12 protein-coding genes are annotated in these 15,679 nt (G+C 47.2%); 10 read left to right on the plus strand and 2 right to left on the minus strand.

The features are described 5' to 3' along the window. Nucleotides 1–28: 28 nt before the first annotated feature. On the minus strand, nt 29–1,723 hold the full coding sequence (gene crtO / locus NDI44_RS12935) for a beta-carotene ketolase CrtO (protein WP_190411638.1): 1,695 nt from the start codon (nt 1,721–1,723) through the stop codon (nt 29–31). Between crtO and NDI44_RS12940 the strand changes: the two genes are divergently transcribed. After that, complete coding sequence (locus NDI44_RS12940) at nt 1,722–1,934, plus strand: hypothetical protein (protein ID WP_348235288.1); 213 nt, start codon at nt 1,722–1,724, stop codon at nt 1,932–1,934. The genes crtO and NDI44_RS12940 overlap by 2 nt on opposite strands. A 205-nt stretch (nt 1,935–2,139) precedes the next feature. After that, the gene (locus NDI44_RS12945; RefSeq protein WP_190411640.1) at nt 2,140–2,460 is read left to right on the plus strand and encodes an STAS domain-containing protein; all 321 of its coding nucleotides are present in this window, start codon (nt 2,140–2,142) and stop codon (nt 2,458–2,460) included. A gap of 70 nt (nt 2,461–2,530) precedes the next feature. Here the strand turns inward: NDI44_RS12945 and NDI44_RS12950 are convergent, their stop codons facing one another. Continuing rightward, nucleotides 2,531–3,670: a SpoIIE family protein phosphatase gene (locus tag NDI44_RS12950; protein WP_190411641.1), complete on the minus strand. Its 1,140-nt coding sequence runs from the start codon at nt 3,668–3,670 to the stop codon at nt 2,531–2,533. A 473-nt stretch (nt 3,671–4,143) separates the two neighbouring features. Between NDI44_RS12950 and NDI44_RS12955 the strand changes: the two genes are divergently transcribed. From NDI44_RS12955 to NDI44_RS12990, 8 genes are all read left to right on the plus strand, one after another. Then, the gene (locus NDI44_RS12955; protein ID WP_190411642.1) at nt 4,144–4,578 is read left to right on the plus strand and encodes an ATP-binding protein; all 435 of its coding nucleotides are present in this window, start codon (nt 4,144–4,146) and stop codon (nt 4,576–4,578) included. A gap of 357 nt (nt 4,579–4,935) precedes the next feature. Then, complete coding sequence (locus NDI44_RS12960; RefSeq protein ID WP_190411643.1) at nt 4,936–7,149, plus strand: phosphoketolase; 2,214 nt, start codon at nt 4,936–4,938, stop codon at nt 7,147–7,149. A gap of 477 nt (nt 7,150–7,626) precedes the next feature. After that, nucleotides 7,627–8,952: a four-carbon acid sugar kinase family protein gene (locus tag NDI44_RS12965; protein WP_190411644.1), complete on the plus strand. Its 1,326-nt coding sequence runs from the start codon at nt 7,627–7,629 to the stop codon at nt 8,950–8,952. A 125-nt stretch (nt 8,953–9,077) separates the two neighbouring features. Then, entirely contained in the window at nt 9,078–9,878 is an 801-nt protein-coding gene (gene minC, locus NDI44_RS12970; RefSeq protein ID WP_190411645.1) for a septum site-determining protein MinC, read from the plus strand. A gap of 298 nt (nt 9,879–10,176) precedes the next feature. Next, complete coding sequence (gene minD, locus NDI44_RS12975; protein WP_190411646.1) at nt 10,177–10,983, plus strand: septum site-determining protein MinD; 807 nt, start codon at nt 10,177–10,179, stop codon at nt 10,981–10,983. 20 nt (nt 10,984–11,003) lie between these two features. Beyond that, nucleotides 11,004–11,291 (plus strand): cell division topological specificity factor MinE, encoded by a 288-nt coding sequence (gene minE / locus NDI44_RS12980; protein ID WP_190411647.1) that lies wholly within the window; start codon nt 11,004–11,006, stop codon nt 11,289–11,291. Nucleotides 11,292–11,798: 507 nt separating this feature from the next. Further along, the gene (locus NDI44_RS12985) at nt 11,799–13,364 is read left to right on the plus strand and encodes a PKD domain-containing protein (protein WP_190411648.1); all 1,566 of its coding nucleotides are present in this window, start codon (nt 11,799–11,801) and stop codon (nt 13,362–13,364) included. A 1,605-nt stretch (nt 13,365–14,969) separates the two neighbouring features. After that, the gene (locus NDI44_RS12990) at nt 14,970–15,668 is read left to right on the plus strand and encodes a hypothetical protein (RefSeq protein ID WP_199304778.1); all 699 of its coding nucleotides are present in this window, start codon (nt 14,970–14,972) and stop codon (nt 15,666–15,668) included. Nucleotides 15,669–15,679 lie beyond the last annotated feature (11 nt).

Consider the following 15,679-nt stretch of genomic DNA (forward strand, 5'->3'; position numbering starts at 1 on the left):
ACGGGCAATGCCGTGCCCCGATTTATCGCTACGAAATTTTAAACACAGACTCAACCGTAGATTTGAGAGAATTTCCCGCATCCTTCAGCTTTTGGGCAATTGGCTGCTGAGTATGCAGGAACACACGAGCGCAGTTGCGTCCCGGCATCCCGGAAATAGAACCGCCTGGATGAGTACCCGCACCGCTGAGAAATAACCCTTCAATCGGAGTTTTGTAGTTCGCCAATTCCGGCAACGGACGGAAAAAGACCATTTGGTCGAGGGTCATATCAACGTGGTAGTAGTTCCCTTTGTAAGCGCCCAAGCGATCGCCGAGTTCCGCTGGACTTTCAACAGCACGAGCGATAATGGAGTGCTTGAGATTCGGTGAATAATCGGCTAGCTTATCTAACACGCGGTCTGCGACTTTGTTTTTCAGTTCATCTGTCCAGCCAGTACCATGCAAACCCGTACCTTCTGCACCAGCAATCTGATAAGGCGCGAAAAACTCAATCCACAGCGTATGCTTACCTTCCGGAGCCATCGACGGATCGAGTACCGTGGGTACGACCACATACATTGAGGGATCGGAATCGGGAATGTTGCCGATAGAAGCCTCGCTGTGAGCAATTTCCACATGGCGCACCGAGTCAGCAATCAAAACTGAGCCAATCAGGTACTCATCCTGGTGGTTGTGGTGTTCAAAGCGCAAAGGCTCCGAGAGGGCGCAATCGATCTTGAGAATCGTTTCGTTGTTGTTGACAATTCTGCGCTCTAAGCGCTCCCTTAAATTCGGGTCGGCTGAATCAACATCGCTCTCATCCATGTGGCGTAGGAACAAGCGCTTGGCATCAATGTTGGAGATCACCCCAGTTTTAGCGCGGTATTCGGTGCCACCTGCCACCCGCACGCCCACTGCACGACCGTCATCGATTAATACTTTTTCAACGGTCTGGTCGCACAGGACGACACCGCCTTTACTTTTCACTAGCTTCAGCAAAGCATCAACCAGTGCGCCGCTACCACCTTTAGGTCGCGCCATTCCGGGGTCATGGCGCATCGCCATCATGATTGAACCGACAGAAATGGTTTTTTGGGACGGAGGTGCGCCAAGCTCTGCGGAGAGTCGAGCCAAGGGCGCTTTCAGAAACTCGGAATCAAACCACTCGTTGAGGATATCTTCCGGGCTGGTGAGCATGGTACGAATCAGATCCAACGTCTTATTTGGCCCACCCAAGACGGAGAATAAATCTTGCAGCTTTTTGAGGTCGTAATTGCCAGCAATGTCAACGATCGATTTTGGCGGTGCGTTGAACACCGGGATCATTGCACCCAGTACGCGCTGCCAGTACTCGGTATATTCGGCATATTTTTTGGCATCGCGATCGCTATAACGTGCAATCTCTGCACAAGTTTTTTCAACGGATTTGTGACCTAAAAAGTATTTGCCATCAGGATGGGGGCAAAAAGCGACTGGGTCGCAATATAAATATTCCAAGCCATATTTAGTGAGTTCTAACTCTTCGACTACCGGACCCAAGTGAATGAACTCGTGGTCAATCGAGCAGAGGTTGAACTTAAAACCCGGTGCCTCTTTCGGTAAGATTTCTTCGGTTGTTGCGCCGCCGCCCGGAATGGAGCGCTTTTCTAGTAACAGAACGCTATAGCCTGCTTTGAGCAGATATGCGGCACAGACAAGTCCGTTGTGACCGGCACCAATAATGACAACATCGTACTCTTGCATGGACAATACTCTCAGACCCGTGTATATCCCCGATTCTAAGAAAGTTAAGAACTTTAAAGGGTCTATCACTCGAAGGATATCCTACGCCCGGAGCCGTCAGCTAGACGCGGGAGAAAACGCCTTTAGGGCTGTTTGTGATGAGGCGCGAATATCAGGGCAAGCACAGGGCAAGCAGCCGCTAAGGGCATGGCGTCTACTCGGAGAGGCGTAGGGCAAAGCGGACAGAATCGTGAGAGGTGGTGAGAGATGGTAAGAGGCGCGATCGCGCTCATGCCAAGCGAGGCGTTAGCCTAGCGCAGAAAAAGTCAGTTCGCTGATTTTCTTCGTTAACCGCGGCTAAACTCTAGCCCAAAGCAATTCTCGCAGTTATACTGGCTAGGTCTACATCGTCTTGGAACGGGTCAGCACTACAGAATATGAATCCTGTTGTCAAAATTGTTCAACCCTCTGGCATTTTAGACGGTATGAAGGCGACTCAGTTTCGTCAAGAAATTAGCGATATTGTTGAAAACGGAGGCAATATGGTGTTAATTGACTTTAAGGACGTTACCTTTATGGATAGTTCTGGGTTGGGGGCGCTAGTGCTTGCACTCAAAACTGTTCGCGCCGCCGGTGGTAAACTCTTTATTTGCTCGATTAATGAGCAAGTAAGAATGTTATTTGAACTGACCAGTATGGATCGCGTCTTTGAAATCTTTCCGAATCGTGAAGAATTCAATAACGCGATTAGTCAATAGCTAATGGCTAATCGCTAATGGCTAATCGCGATCGACAATTAGCACTTAGCAATTAGCACTTAGCACTTGACTAATCAAAGTTGATTTGCAGCAACGATAAATCATCGTCAAAATAGTCTTTTGGATTCCTATCTTGAACAGAATTCACGATCCGATCTAGATTATTCTGATGATTTTTCGGAAATTCCGTCAGCAGATCGATGAATGCATCAAGACCCCAAATCGTGCCGTCTGGTTGGTTAATTTCATAAATTCCATCACTGAAAATGTATAGGGTACTGGATTTTTCCACCTCGCAGCTACCATCCATAAATTCAGCATCAGGAAACATCCCAACTGGCAACCCTGGGGTTTTTAAGCGTTTGACTTGGGTTACTAAATTCGAGTTTGCAGAGATTAAAACTGCCGGTGGATGCCCAGCACTGGCGTAAACTAGGGTGCGCTTAACTCGGTTATAGACTCCGTACCAGATAGTGAAATATTTATCATTTCGCTGAGTCATCTGGAACGTTTCATTCAACGCCTTCAGGACATCACTAGGCTCATAGTAATTAATTTTCGGAAGGGCTTGGCTTTTGAGTAAGTTCATTACAGAAAGAGACGGTAAAGCAGCCCGCAATCCATGTCCGGCGACATCTAGCAGATAAATCGCTAAATGATCTGGATCTAGCCAGTAATAATCAAAGCCATCCCCTCCTAATTGGCGGGAAGGAACAAAACGAGAATCAATGGTTACAGGAGGTGAGGTCAGCGGAGAAGGAAGGATGGAACACACATACTCGGCTGCTTCTGCTAATTCCGCCTCCAACAGCAGTTTTTGGTGCTGCAAGTCGTGGCTGAGTTGGTGTAACCTCAAGCCTGCCCGCACTCGCGCCTTCAACTCATACATATCGATGGGCTTGCACAAAAAATCATCTGCCCCAGCATCCAGCCCTTTCACCCGATCCTCGACGGAACCCATCGATGTCAGCAAAATAAAGAAAGTTGTTGAAAGTTCTGCGGTTGCCTTGACCTGACGGCACACTTCCAGTCCGTTCATGCGCGGCATGATCCAATCGCAAATTACCAGTGCGGGTCGTAACTTTTGCGCTAGGGTCAAACCGGCTTCGCCATCGCTGGCGACGGTTAACTCATAACCCTCGCTTTTTAGCGTTCTTTTGAGCAATAGCTGAATCGCCGGGTCATCATCAATAATCAGAACTTGAACCATGAGATAGAGGGACTACAGGTCGCTTAAGATGGAAGGCAGTTAAAACTGAAGGATGACACCTGAGGCAAGTGTGAAGATCGCTAAACTTCACCGAAAATATGCACAATCATAAACAAGTATAGTCATCGGTTGCTCGAAGTTATCTAGGCTTTCCACTCGTTACTGACTCGCATTATGATGATCAACATTGTTACTGCGATCGAAAATGCTCATGTAGATATTTTGAGAGCCGTCATCACCAAATCTAGCAAGTTCTACGCCCAAAGCTATCAATACTTCCAGTCTAAGCACCTCCGACTTCTTCACTCATGCCACCCATTCATGAGGCTAATGAGAAAGTGGCACGCTGCCCACTAACCAGAAAATTCATTGCGATCGCAACGATTACCTATAGGCTAGACTGGATTCTCTCTAATTTGTGCCGATGTTTAATACAAAGTTTCAGTGTCGTTGATTAAAAAGGCTTTGAACAGTTGAAACTCATCAAAAAAATCTCTGTACAAGTTTCCAGCGACCTCAAGGCGTTAGATGGTGTTTTGTCATGGTTTGAAGGTTTAAATCAACCTGAGATTCCTAAAAAAGTTTGGCTACAGTGCCAATTAGCTTTGGCCGAAGGCTTTACTAACGCAGTTCGTCATGCCCACAAAGGCAAAACTTCAGATGTTCCAATTGATATTGAAGTTAATTTGTTTTCGGAATGTTTAGAAATCCGAATTTGGGATCAAGGACCGCCTTTTAATTTAGAAGCCCGCCTTAAAAAACCAGAGGAGATCAGCAAGAATGCCACGGGGGGGCGGGGTATCGCCATTTTACAAAAAATCGCGGACTATCTGAGTTATACCCGCACTGACAACCGGAATTGCCTGTTAGTTGTAAAAAATTATTCTAATTTGTTAGCCTCTGATTGAATTTCACACAAAGATAAGTAGAAGTTTAATTTCTAATAAGATTTTAATCTTCACAACTGGAGAAAGAAAAGAGATTTATAGACCTAGAAGGCTGTAGGATCGAGGGTTAAGAGGCTAGGAGTTGGCTGAAGGACGGACTTCTTAGCGTCTGGAGTACGAATGTCTTCAGGAAAACGGTTTTTGGGTTGATGAGCGCCTACCGGCTGAAATAACCATACAACAGAGCGAGCAATGGGATGGGTGCGAGTAGCGATCGCGCAATCCTAGCACTGCTGACGAACCTACCCTACGGGAAGCCAACGCCATTTTACGTTTTTAGCTTCTCGCGCACTTAATTTACAAGAGGAATCTGAGATTATGACCGCACCGACTCAAGAGGCGATGTTAGCGACGCCTGCTTTTTGCGATGGAATTCAATATTTTGGCGAGAATTTGCCAGGATTTGAGACGGCTGGAAAATCTCCTGCCATAGAAGAAGGTAAGCCAAGCATCGCATCTCCCACCGATCCGGCTGCTGTCTTCCAAACTTTATTGTATGCAGATGCTTTACGCTATTTGACCCTGCAAGTCACTGCAAGTAAGGCGTCTGGGCACCCTGGCGGTTTTGCGAGTCAAGCGGAAGCGTATGCCGCATTGGTTATGCTCGGTTACAAGAATATCATCACCGAAGTCGGGCATCACGCCCCCGGATTTTATAGTGCCATGTTCTTGGATCGGTCGCTAGAGGACATGGGAATCACGACCGTGCAGCAATTGCGCGATCGCTTCCGGGAAAAACACGGACTCTTAGGACACCTCTCCGGCTACATTCCGGGCATTCTCGCACCCGCTGGCCCCTTGGGACAAGGGCAACACTTCGCAATGGCAGCAGCAAAGCTGCACCGCGACAAGCTTTTCCCCTTCACCCTCGGTGACGGAGGTTTAGGCGAACCCTACATTATGAGTGGGATGGGACATTTCCACACCGCTTATCCCGAAGTCACGAATTTCTTGCCCGTTCTAGTTTGGAACGGCTACAGCCAGGAACACCATAGCATGGTGTCCACTAAGTCCAACGAGCAGATGATCGGTTACTGGCGTGGCAATGGGTTTGAAGAAGTTGTCTTAATTAACGCCAAAGACTTCGACGATCAAAACCAGCCAGGAGATTATGTTGATAGCACAGCCTTTTCCTTCGAGAAGCGACTGGAATTCACCAAAGCGGTGCTACTGGCAGTAGATAAAGCAGCGAAATCTGCACTTGGCGGCAAACTCACCGTATTGATTATTAAACAGCTCAAGGGTGCGGGTGTCCACGCCAAAGGCGCAAAATCCCACAACCTCTATCCCAAAGACACCCTGGATAGTCCCCACATCTCCAACGCCTTGAAAGCACGCGCCTTATCCTCTGCGGCGTGGGAATTGGTGCGGACGAATTGCGAACGTGCTGGTGGTGGTCCTGCTTCTAAGACTGTTGTGACAGAATTTGAGTTACCGTTGCCAGACTTGGGTGAATTGCCCTTGGAAGAATATTCTGTGGGTGGCGAGGCAAAGGTGTCAACGACAGCGATGGGGCGTTTGGTGGGGAAAGTCGGAGAAAGCGATCGCAATTTCCTCGTTACCAACGCTGACGGCAACGAAGCCTCTGGGATTGCCAATATTAACCAAGCCCTGAAGATTATCCACCCCACAGTGGACGATCTCTACAATCAAACACCCCAAGGACAAGTTTACGAACCCCTCAGTGAAGACGCTTGTGCCGGGTTAGCGGTTGGCTTGTCCCTTATGGGTGCTAGAACTCTCTGGTGTTCCTACGAATCCTTTGCCATCAACGGCTTACCGATTTGGCAAACCGTAACGCAAGCGATGGCGGAATTGCGCCGTCCCACTCCCTCTACGATTACCTTATACACTGCTGGAGCCTTGGAACAAGGGCGTAACGGTTGGACGCACCAACGCCCGGAAATTGAAGCGTATTTCGCCGCCATGATGCGGAATGGCAATGTTTTCCCCCTATTCCCTCCTGATGCCAATAGTATCCAAGTCTGCTACGACTGGGCGCTGACAACGAAGAATAAGGGAATTGTGATTACTGCTAGTAAGTCGCCGCTACCGATTCGCACTACCTTTGAACAAACTCGCCAAGGGTTGCACGACGGTGCCATTGTGCTGCATGAAATCCCCGGTGACAAGATGGTGGTGTTTGCCGTGATTGGCGATATGACGCTGATGCCAGTCTTTGAAGCCGCTGCGTTTTTAGAAACCGAAGGAATTGGGGCGCGGATTGTCTCGATTGTTAATCCCCGCCGCTTGTATCGTCCCCATGATGTCTCCTGGGATACCTGTTCCGAATCCGATGGCGACTTCTTGGACGATGCTGGCTTTGCCAAGCTATTTAATGGTGATGCTTTAGTTGGTGTCACAGGTGGCGCTTCTGGGATGCTAGAACCCATCATGCTGCGGAGTAACTGCAAGCGCGATACTTTCGCCTGGAAGCGTGGTGAAACGACTGCTAGTGCGGGTGAATTGATGGCATTTAATGGTTTGACGGCTGAAGCATTAACGAAACGCGCGATTGAGTTAGTGCATTAAGTTTAGTTAGCTTATAAAGTTTTATCGCTCTCTTGTTTCTTCAGGAGAGCGATATCACTACTTGTTGTATTATTTAGAGGTAGTAGCAGCTAAAATACAAACTTATAACTAATATTTTGACTGCAACAAGCACAATTGTTGCTTATTTTCTTTTAAGTTTAATCAGGGCTTACGAAAAGAGAAATAAAATTACTTAAATTAGAGATGTTTTAGATTGTTTTTATGGTTTACTTCAATTAAGTAAGTATTTAATATTGCATGGTTCTAAAAATCAAGTTTGATTCAAAAACAAACCTAAAGTTTGAAGCAGTTATAAAAATAAAAAAGTGATTTTATACTTTGATTTAAACAAATTATTGCAGGCGATCGCCTATACTAATAAATTAAAATTTTCTGTCACGAATTTGAAGCATTGGAGATTGGAGTCAGCGTGCAGAAAGAGATGAGAAAATTATAGGGGCAGCGTTCGGATTTAGCATGACAACCAAACCAAAAATTATTGTCCTCGATGATGACCCTACTGGTTCTCAGACGGTTCACGGCTGCCTGCTGCTGACGCGCTGGGATGTAGATACCTTGCGGTTAGGGTTGGCGGATGAATCACCGATTTTCTTTGTGCTGACGAACACGAGGGCGCTGACTCCAGAGGAAGCGGCAAAGGTTACTAGAGAAGCTTGCCGTAACTTGAAGGAAGCCATTACCCAATCAAACATCCATGACTTTCTAATTGTCAGTCGTTCTGACTCCACCCTGCGCGGACATTACCCAGTCGAAACAGATGTGATTGCCGAAGAATTGGGTTCCTTTGATGCCCATTTCCTGGTTCCTGCCTTCTTCGAGGGGGGACGAGTAACCCGCGACAGCGTACATTATCTGATAATTGACGGCGTTCCGACACCCGTTCATGAAACTGAGTTTGCCCGCGATTCAGTCTTTGGCTACCACCATAGTTATCTGCCTGATTATGTGGAGGAAAAGACAAAAGGTAGAATTCCAGCTAACAAGGTAGAACGCTTTTTACTTGCAGATATTCGGGCTGGAAGTTTGGAACGGCTGATGAACCTCAGTGGCAATCGGTGCGGCGTCGTAGATGGGGAAATTCAAGCAGATTTAAACCGCTTTGCAGAAGATATTCTAGCAGCAGCCAGTCAGGGAAAACGCTTCCTATTTCGCAGCGCTGCCAGCATTTTAACCGCCTTGGCTGCTTTGCCTCCGCAACCTGTAGCCGCAGAAGATATGGCGCAATATGTGCGGGAAGGCAAACCGGGCGCAGTGATTGTCGGTTCTCATGTCAAAAAGACGACACAACAGCTAGAACAACTGCTAAAAGAACTGGGTACAGTTGGCATTGAAGTAGAGATTGAACGTTTACTTGATGATTCTGTCACTGGGTTAGAAAGTCTCCTTAAGGAAACTTTGGAAAAAGTTCATGCAGCGTACAATTCGGGGAAAACGCCTGTAGTTTACACTAGCCGCAAAGAACTTACTTTTAAGGATGTGCAAACGCGGTTACTGTTTGGGGAAGATGTTTCTGCTTTGTTGATGGATATCGTACAGGGTTTACCTGCAAATATTGGGTTTCTCATCAGCAAAGGCGGCATTACTTCTAATGATGTTCTGAGTACAGGTTTGGCGTTAACCTCAGCGCGGTTACTCGGTCAAATTTTGGCCGGATGTTCGATGGTACGGACTTCAGAGAATCATCCCCAATTTCCGAATTTGCCTGTGGTATTGTTTCCCGGCAACGTGGGAGATACGGATGGATTAGCCACGGTTTATCGGCGTCTGAGTCAGCATCGTTAGTCATCAGAAAGGTTGAAGGTTGAGGGATAAGAAGTTCTCCGGTTGCCCTCTTGTCGCCTTGCCCTGATGCCGCTTGCCTATATCATGGATAATTAGTCAATCCGCCCAGGTCAGGCTTTTCGTCCATGACTTCTGATTCGTCCGTTCCCATCGCTGTTTCAGTTGTTCCCGAAAATACAGGGGAAGTAAATTGCCACGAACAAGTCCGCATCAAAAGCGACCAGAGGTGGCTGACATTAATTTTGCCCCCAGAAGCGGAGACACCCACCACGGCTAGCTGGTCTGACCTTTGGCAACAGCTGAAGCAGCGCCTAAATGCCGGTGAACGCTTCTGGCAGCCGAATACAGAGGTGCATTTGGTGGCAAAAGATCGCTTATTAGATGGACGCCAGCTGCAAGCGATCGCAGATGCCCTTGCCGAAGATCGGCTGCAACTCAAGCGTGTCTATACCAGTCGCCGTCAAACTGCTGTTGCTGCTGCTGCTGCCGGTTACTCGGTGGAACAGGCACCCCCGGTTTCCCCTCTCAATCAAAAGCCGGAAGCGCCAACAACTGTATTAGCAGAACCCCTCTATGTGCAAACGACTGTGCGCTCGGGAGTAGAAATTCGTCATCCCGGTAGTGTCATTATCCTGGGAGAAGTGAATCCGGGTGGTAGCATCATCGCATCCGGCGATATCTTAGTGTGGGGGCGTCTGCGCGGGATTGCTCATGCTGGTGCCGAGGGCAATCAAGAGTGTTTAATTATGGCGCTACAGATGGAACCCACCCAACTGCGAATCGCTGATTATCTGGCGAGGGCACCGGAAAATCCACCCGCGCAATTTTATCCGGAAGTTGCCTACGTAACGCCGGAAGGAATTCGGATCGCTAGAACGACTGATTTTTCTAAAACCCAGTCTTTATCGATGGGGGTTGGACGTTAAAGAGGCAATAAGCGGGGAGTAATAAGTTTTGTCGGGGTTGTAGGGGCAGTGTCTACTCGGTGCCTGCCCCTGGTTTGGCGCTCGTTTTAAGTGAAGGCATTATTATTTTTGAGGAGTAAGTATATACTGAACTCAAAACAAAAAAACTCAAAAATAATTGATTGACCTAATTTAAAACGCCAAAATCAAAACTCTCTCAAGGGCGAATTTACGAGGCATAGCTGTGGGAGAATAGACAATTCGATTAAACTCGCCCCTATACATTCACGCACTAAAACGAAGCTAAGAACTTTTCAACATGAGTCGCATTATTGTGATTTCCTCCGGCAAAGGAGGGGTGGGGAAAACCACCGTAACGGCAAATTTAGGTATGGCTTTAGCTAGGGCGGGGCGTCAAGTTGCTCTAGTCGATGCGGATTTTGGCTTGAGAAATTTGGATTTGCTGCTGGGGCTGGAAAATCGGATTGTCTACACGGCGGTTGAAGTCTTGGCTGGCGAATGTCGATTGGATCAAGCATTGGTGAAAGATAAGCGGCAGCCGGGACTGGTGCTATTACCCGCTGCCCAAACCCGAACCAAAGAGTCAATCAGCCCAGATCAGATGAAACAGCTGGTTAATGAATTAGCTGCGAAGTACGAATACGTCTTGATTGACTCTCCGGCGGGGATTGAGATGGGCTTCAAGAATGCGATCGCTGCCGCCCAGGAAGCCTTGATTGTGACAACGCCTGAAATTGCCGCTGTGCGGGATGCTGACCGGGTTGTCGGCTTACTAGAAGCCCAAAACATTAAGCGTGCCCACCTGATCGTCAACCGCATTCGACCGGCAATGGTGCAAGCCAATGACATGATGTCGGTAGAAGATGTGCAGGAACTTCTCGCCATTCCTTTAATTGGTGTGATTCCTGACGATGAGCGGGTCATTGTCTCCACCAATCGGGGCGAACCTCTGGTACTGGCTGAAAATCCCACCCTACCGGGAACGGCATTTTTCAACATTGCCCGCCGCCTAGAAGGGGAGCCAATTGAGTTTCTGAATTTGGATGCTGGGAATGACAACTTCTTTTCTCGCATCCGAAAATTATTGTGGTCTAAGATTATCTAACCTTCACATCTGCCCGATCCATGATTAGCGAACTTTTAGAACGACTTTTTCCTCGCATTAGTGCTGACAACAGCCGCGCGGAAGTCAAGCGCCGCCTGCAATTGGTCATTGCCCACGATCGAGCTGATTTAACACCAGAGATGGTGGAGTCAATGCGGAAGGAAATCCTGGAAGTCGTCTCTCGCTATGTCGAAATCGAGGCAGAGGGGTTGGAGTTTTCTCTAGAAAGTAACCAACGGGCAACGGCATTGATTGCCAATTTGCCCATCCGGCGGGTCAAAGCAGATGCGGAGCCAGAGGATACATAATAGCGATCGCTCCTGAATGCGCTCAATGCGATCGCATTATCGAAGCGAGGCGTTAGCCTCGCGCTGAAAGAGTCAGTTCGCTACTGTGCATAGGAACTTCCTGACATCGCCGGGAGGGCGGCACTCATCCTATTAAAGCCTTCACCAAGTTTTTAATCCTATTTTTATTTCTTAAAACTAAAATAAATCGGCTTCTTTCTCAGGCTTTTATGCTCTCCTATCTCCTAAGAGCGAACTAAGTTTTCATGCAAACTTAGGGCGAATTGGTCTAATTCTTCATGTAATTTGATCCTCTGTCTAAAGCAAAACTTAAACGGATTGGCTGTTTTTACTGCTGTGGGTGGATAGGAAATTTATGGGTTGTCTTTAACAATAAAAAGAGAATCACTCCAGCATTTAAAACTCTTTTTCCACAAAAAAAGAGCTTTTCAGGAGTCGGTTGATCGGGGCATCGATAAAACCCGTTGCAGCATTCATAATATCTACTTTTGAGGATGAGCCGGTTCAATGACTACCTCTTTGTGGAAACATCTATCAGCCGGTATTGCGACCACCTGTATCGCTTTGGGAACAGCCGCACCCTCTTTAGCAACCACTCTTTCCGGTTATGCAACTACCGGAAACATGATGAGTGGGATGCAGATTACAGTTGGTTTCCTGGATGGAACTTCCCAAACGGCAACTTGGGGGGTTACAGATTCTATTTCGGGAGGAGCATTTGGAAATGGCTGGTCTCTTACCCAAGCGGGTAATACCTACGGTTACGATCCAGCCTATGGTGCATACGGCTGGAGATTGACCCACTCCGGCGTCAGCCCCATTGCCTCGCTGCTAATCAATGCAATTCCTGGAAATGCCGTTTTTGATACTTATCCTTATTTAGATGGTCCCCAGAATACGTCAGGGTCAGCAGAGGGTTGGGAGTTCCAGGTACTATCAGGTCAATCTCCCTCTGCCTATGCCTACTCAGTCCCGATTGACATTTCAAAAGGCGACTTATTTGGGGCGCTTTCGATGTCCTGGAACGGCGGATTTAACGGGACAATGCGGTTTATCGCCGATACGGATAGCGGCACTACAGCCGATCCAGTGAAGCCTTTAGAACCACCACCACCGCCACCGCCACCACCGCCACCACCGCCACCACCGCCACCTCCACCGCCACCACCGCCACCTCCAAACATTGCGCCGGTTCTAAGTTTCGACAATTACACAATTTATGAGGGTCAATCGGTATCGCCGATACTGTATGCGACCGATCCCGATCCCGACTCGATCGCCTTCTTGTTAAATGGCAATGTCGTTGGTAGCGATCCAAATACTTCAGGAGTCCGTGCATTGTCCGTACCATTAGGGACTTATGCAGATGAGGGAAGTTTTGCCTTGACGGCGCAAGCACAGGATAGTCGAGGTGAGAATAGTGCGCCCGTCACTCGAACGCTGACAGTTCTGAATGTTGCCCCCACCATCACTAACCTGACCCCAAATTTAACCATTAAAGAAGGCGATCGCTTTAATTTTGATGGCAACGCAACCGATCCGGGAATCTATGATGTTCTCACCTACAATTGGGACTTAGATAACAACGGCCTATTTGATAACTTCATTGGACCTAACGGGCAATCTTCCTTTGCCGATGAAGGTTTCAACCCCATCGGGTTGCAAGTCTCAGATGGCGATGGCGGGTATGCTTATGGTGGTTTTAACGTGACGGTTGAGAACGTTGCCCCCACCATTACTAGCATCACCTCCGCCCTCACGGTTTTAGAAAACCAGAAGTTTGATTTTGCTGCTACCGCAATCGATCCGGGCATCCAGGATCTGCTCAGCTTTGACTGGGACATCAATAATGATGGCGTTTTTGATGACTTCACGGGCACTGCGGGGCAGTGGGCTTTTAGCAATAGCGGGACTTATACCGTTGGCTTGAGAGTCTCTGATGGCGACGGTGGATTTGCTTTCAGTTCTTTTGATGTGACGGTTGAACACGTCCCCGAACCTTCGAGTGCGATCGCTCTATTGGCGTTTGGTGCTGTTGGTGCGGGTGCTATCCGCAAGCGCAAACATCCCTAAAAAATTAGCTTCTTGGTTAGGCAGGTTGGCACAGCCCAACCTGCTGATTTCTCATATCTAGATAAAAATTTTGTCAAAAAGCGATATGCTCCTAGCATCCGCTTCGCTACGCATCTGAACGGCTCCAACCCAATTTGGATACAGCAAACTTAACACCCTCAACCACCGTGAGCGCAAGGGAAAGGGAAGCAGGACCCCTTTAGATTGGGGTGGAGTCTTCCTAAAAAAGCGTAGCGAAGCGAATGCTAGGAGCATATTGCTTCTCCCCAATTTATAAACGGGAAATTCCATATAAGTTTATGTAGGACTAAAAAAGGGAAAAATTTCAGTTACAAATCGTACAGTAGCTTTTCAAATGGCTAGGTAGCAACCATGTGGGAAAGTCATATATTTGGTGCGACCCTTGTATGGTTTGAATCTCTGAAACTGCCTATCAAGCGGCATTTCCAAATCAATAATCCCAAATCTAAAGTTCAAAATGGGATGACGTGGAATCCACAGGTTTAGGAAGTGTCTGGAGAACCAGATTCTGCATTCAGGGGATGGGTGATTAGTGCTAATAATTACAATGAAATGCTGAAGCGAAAATGGGAACAGAAAGCTAGGGATAAACATCCTTAACTAACTGCAAGGAAAAATTAGCAATTGCCGGATCTTCCTTGGAAGGCATCGCAATTGTTACCAGAGATGAGAGGTGTATTGGGCAATACTATTTGCTACTTCACGTTACATCCAACACGCTAGCTGCAAAGCAGCTACTTTGCAGTTAGCCTATGCCGCAATGATTTGGCTGCTCTCCCCAAACCTCTTTTTCAAAGGAGAAAATTTCGTCAAAGCCTCTTATTTAAGGGGGGGTGGGGGATATCCAATAACGACTTTGCGTAGTTTATGGCGGATTGGGGAGTATCTGCACGGCGCGAGCCGAAAAAGCGCCAAATCAGCGTTCTGCATCCCTAAAACCCGATGCGATCGCCTCTAGAAAGTGAAGTTGCAGGGCGATCGTGCTGAAAGGCTATTAAACTCCTATTCTCAACAGCGAGCCTTTATTAAAAATTCATGAAGCCTTCGTATAATTTTTTACGAACTAGCATTAACCGAGTCATATAAATTCAGTCTGAGGGCTGATTTCGGCTTCCGATTTTGATTCAAATTAGCGATTTTAATATATTGTTTCAATAAAGATTATCGAAAGGTACTGGTAATCTATTCAAAAAATATGCCAGACTTTGCACAGAAATATGTACAACAAAATTTTGATTTTTAAAAGTATACAAAGACACAAGGAGATTTGTAGGTTTTATTGAAACAACAGTGATATTGGCACGTCAGAGAATATACGGTTATCAACATTTAACTGTATAGGCACGAAGTTGTAAAAAGTTATATCCAGAGCGGCTTTGACGAACGGTTGAGACAAAACCTTCAAAATTATTCTGTAGCGATTGATTCTATCTGAGAGTAACCGAAATCCTCATTAGTCATCCTTGCCGGTGCTTGGGCTTGCGATCGCCACGAAATCCTCAAGATTCCCTCAATCCGAACGGGCAACCTATACAGTCAATATTCACTTTTTTAGAAAAAAGTTTTATGAGTGCCTTGAGTTTTATGAAAAAACTATCTATGACTGCTGCTGGAGTAGCCTGTTTCTCCGTGGGAGGGATGTGCGCGAATGCACCCCCCCTCAAAGCGGCAATTCTCGCAGTGGATGATTCAGCGTCATGGGCAACAGGGTCAAATGCCCTATCTAAGCTGGGTTTCAATATGGTTCAGGTAGAAAATAGTTCCCTACCAGAGTTTTCGATTCTCTCGACTCTCTCGTCGCCGTTGGGCAATTTGACCTTCAGCCCCCAGGTTCAGAAAATAAATATTAATTCCGGTTGGACAACCTGGAGTCATGGCTACACCGGGGAGGTATATTTTAGCGGCTGGAATGTCTTAACCACGACGATTACACTGCCTGACGGTATTAGTGCATTTGATTTATATGTGGAGCCAAACCTCTTTGGCTTATTCGACATCGCAGTAACGGGTATAAATGGTACCTCGACAACCCTGTTGCAGAAAGTCAGTGGTTTGTCAGGTGCTAAGTATTTTGGCTTCTACGCCACTGAGGGAGATTTCCTTTCCACCATCAAAATTACTGATCTCTCGAACGGTGCTGCTCATGGATTTGGCATGGCTGAGTTCCGTCTCGCATCCCGTACAGTTGCGGCTGTTCCTGAATCCTCTTTTGGCTTGAGTATATTAGCGTTTGGTGCGTTAGGTTCCGTTTCGTGGCTATTGGGGAAACGGCAAAACAAATAGGAAAACAGTCC

It is taken from the genome of Trichocoleus sp. DQ-A3, from assembly GCF_039961975.1.
Classification (GTDB): Bacteria; Cyanobacteriota; Cyanobacteriia; order Cyanobacteriales; family FACHB-T130; genus FACHB-T130.

What these genes read in the sequence shown, in the direction of transcription:
- NDI44_RS12940 (WP_348235288.1), top strand. Translation starts at nt 1,722, where the DNA reads ATGGACAATACTCTCAGACCCGTGTATATCCCCGATTCTAAGAAAGTT.
- crtO (WP_190411638.1), bottom strand. Translation starts at nt 1,723, where the DNA reads ATGCAAGAGTACGATGTTGTCATTATTGGTGCCGGTCACAACGGACTT.
- NDI44_RS12985 (WP_190411648.1), top strand. Translation starts at nt 11,799, where the DNA reads ATGACTACCTCTTTGTGGAAACATCTATCAGCCGGTATTGCGACCACC.
- minC (WP_190411645.1), top strand. Translation starts at nt 9,078, where the DNA reads ATGACTTCTGATTCGTCCGTTCCCATCGCTGTTTCAGTTGTTCCCGAA.
- NDI44_RS12990 (WP_199304778.1), top strand. Translation starts at nt 14,970, where the DNA reads ATGAAAAAACTATCTATGACTGCTGCTGGAGTAGCCTGTTTCTCCGTG.
- NDI44_RS12960 (WP_190411643.1), top strand. Translation starts at nt 4,936, where the DNA reads ATGACCGCACCGACTCAAGAGGCGATGTTAGCGACGCCTGCTTTTTGC.
- NDI44_RS12965 (WP_190411644.1), top strand. Translation starts at nt 7,627, where the DNA reads ATGACAACCAAACCAAAAATTATTGTCCTCGATGATGACCCTACTGGT.
- minD (WP_190411646.1), top strand. Translation starts at nt 10,177, where the DNA reads ATGAGTCGCATTATTGTGATTTCCTCCGGCAAAGGAGGGGTGGGGAAA.
- NDI44_RS12950 (WP_190411641.1), bottom strand. Translation starts at nt 3,670, where the DNA reads ATGGTTCAAGTTCTGATTATTGATGATGACCCGGCGATTCAGCTATTG.
- minE (WP_190411647.1), top strand. Translation starts at nt 11,004, where the DNA reads ATGATTAGCGAACTTTTAGAACGACTTTTTCCTCGCATTAGTGCTGAC.
- NDI44_RS12945 (WP_190411640.1), top strand. Translation starts at nt 2,140, where the DNA reads ATGAATCCTGTTGTCAAAATTGTTCAACCCTCTGGCATTTTAGACGGT.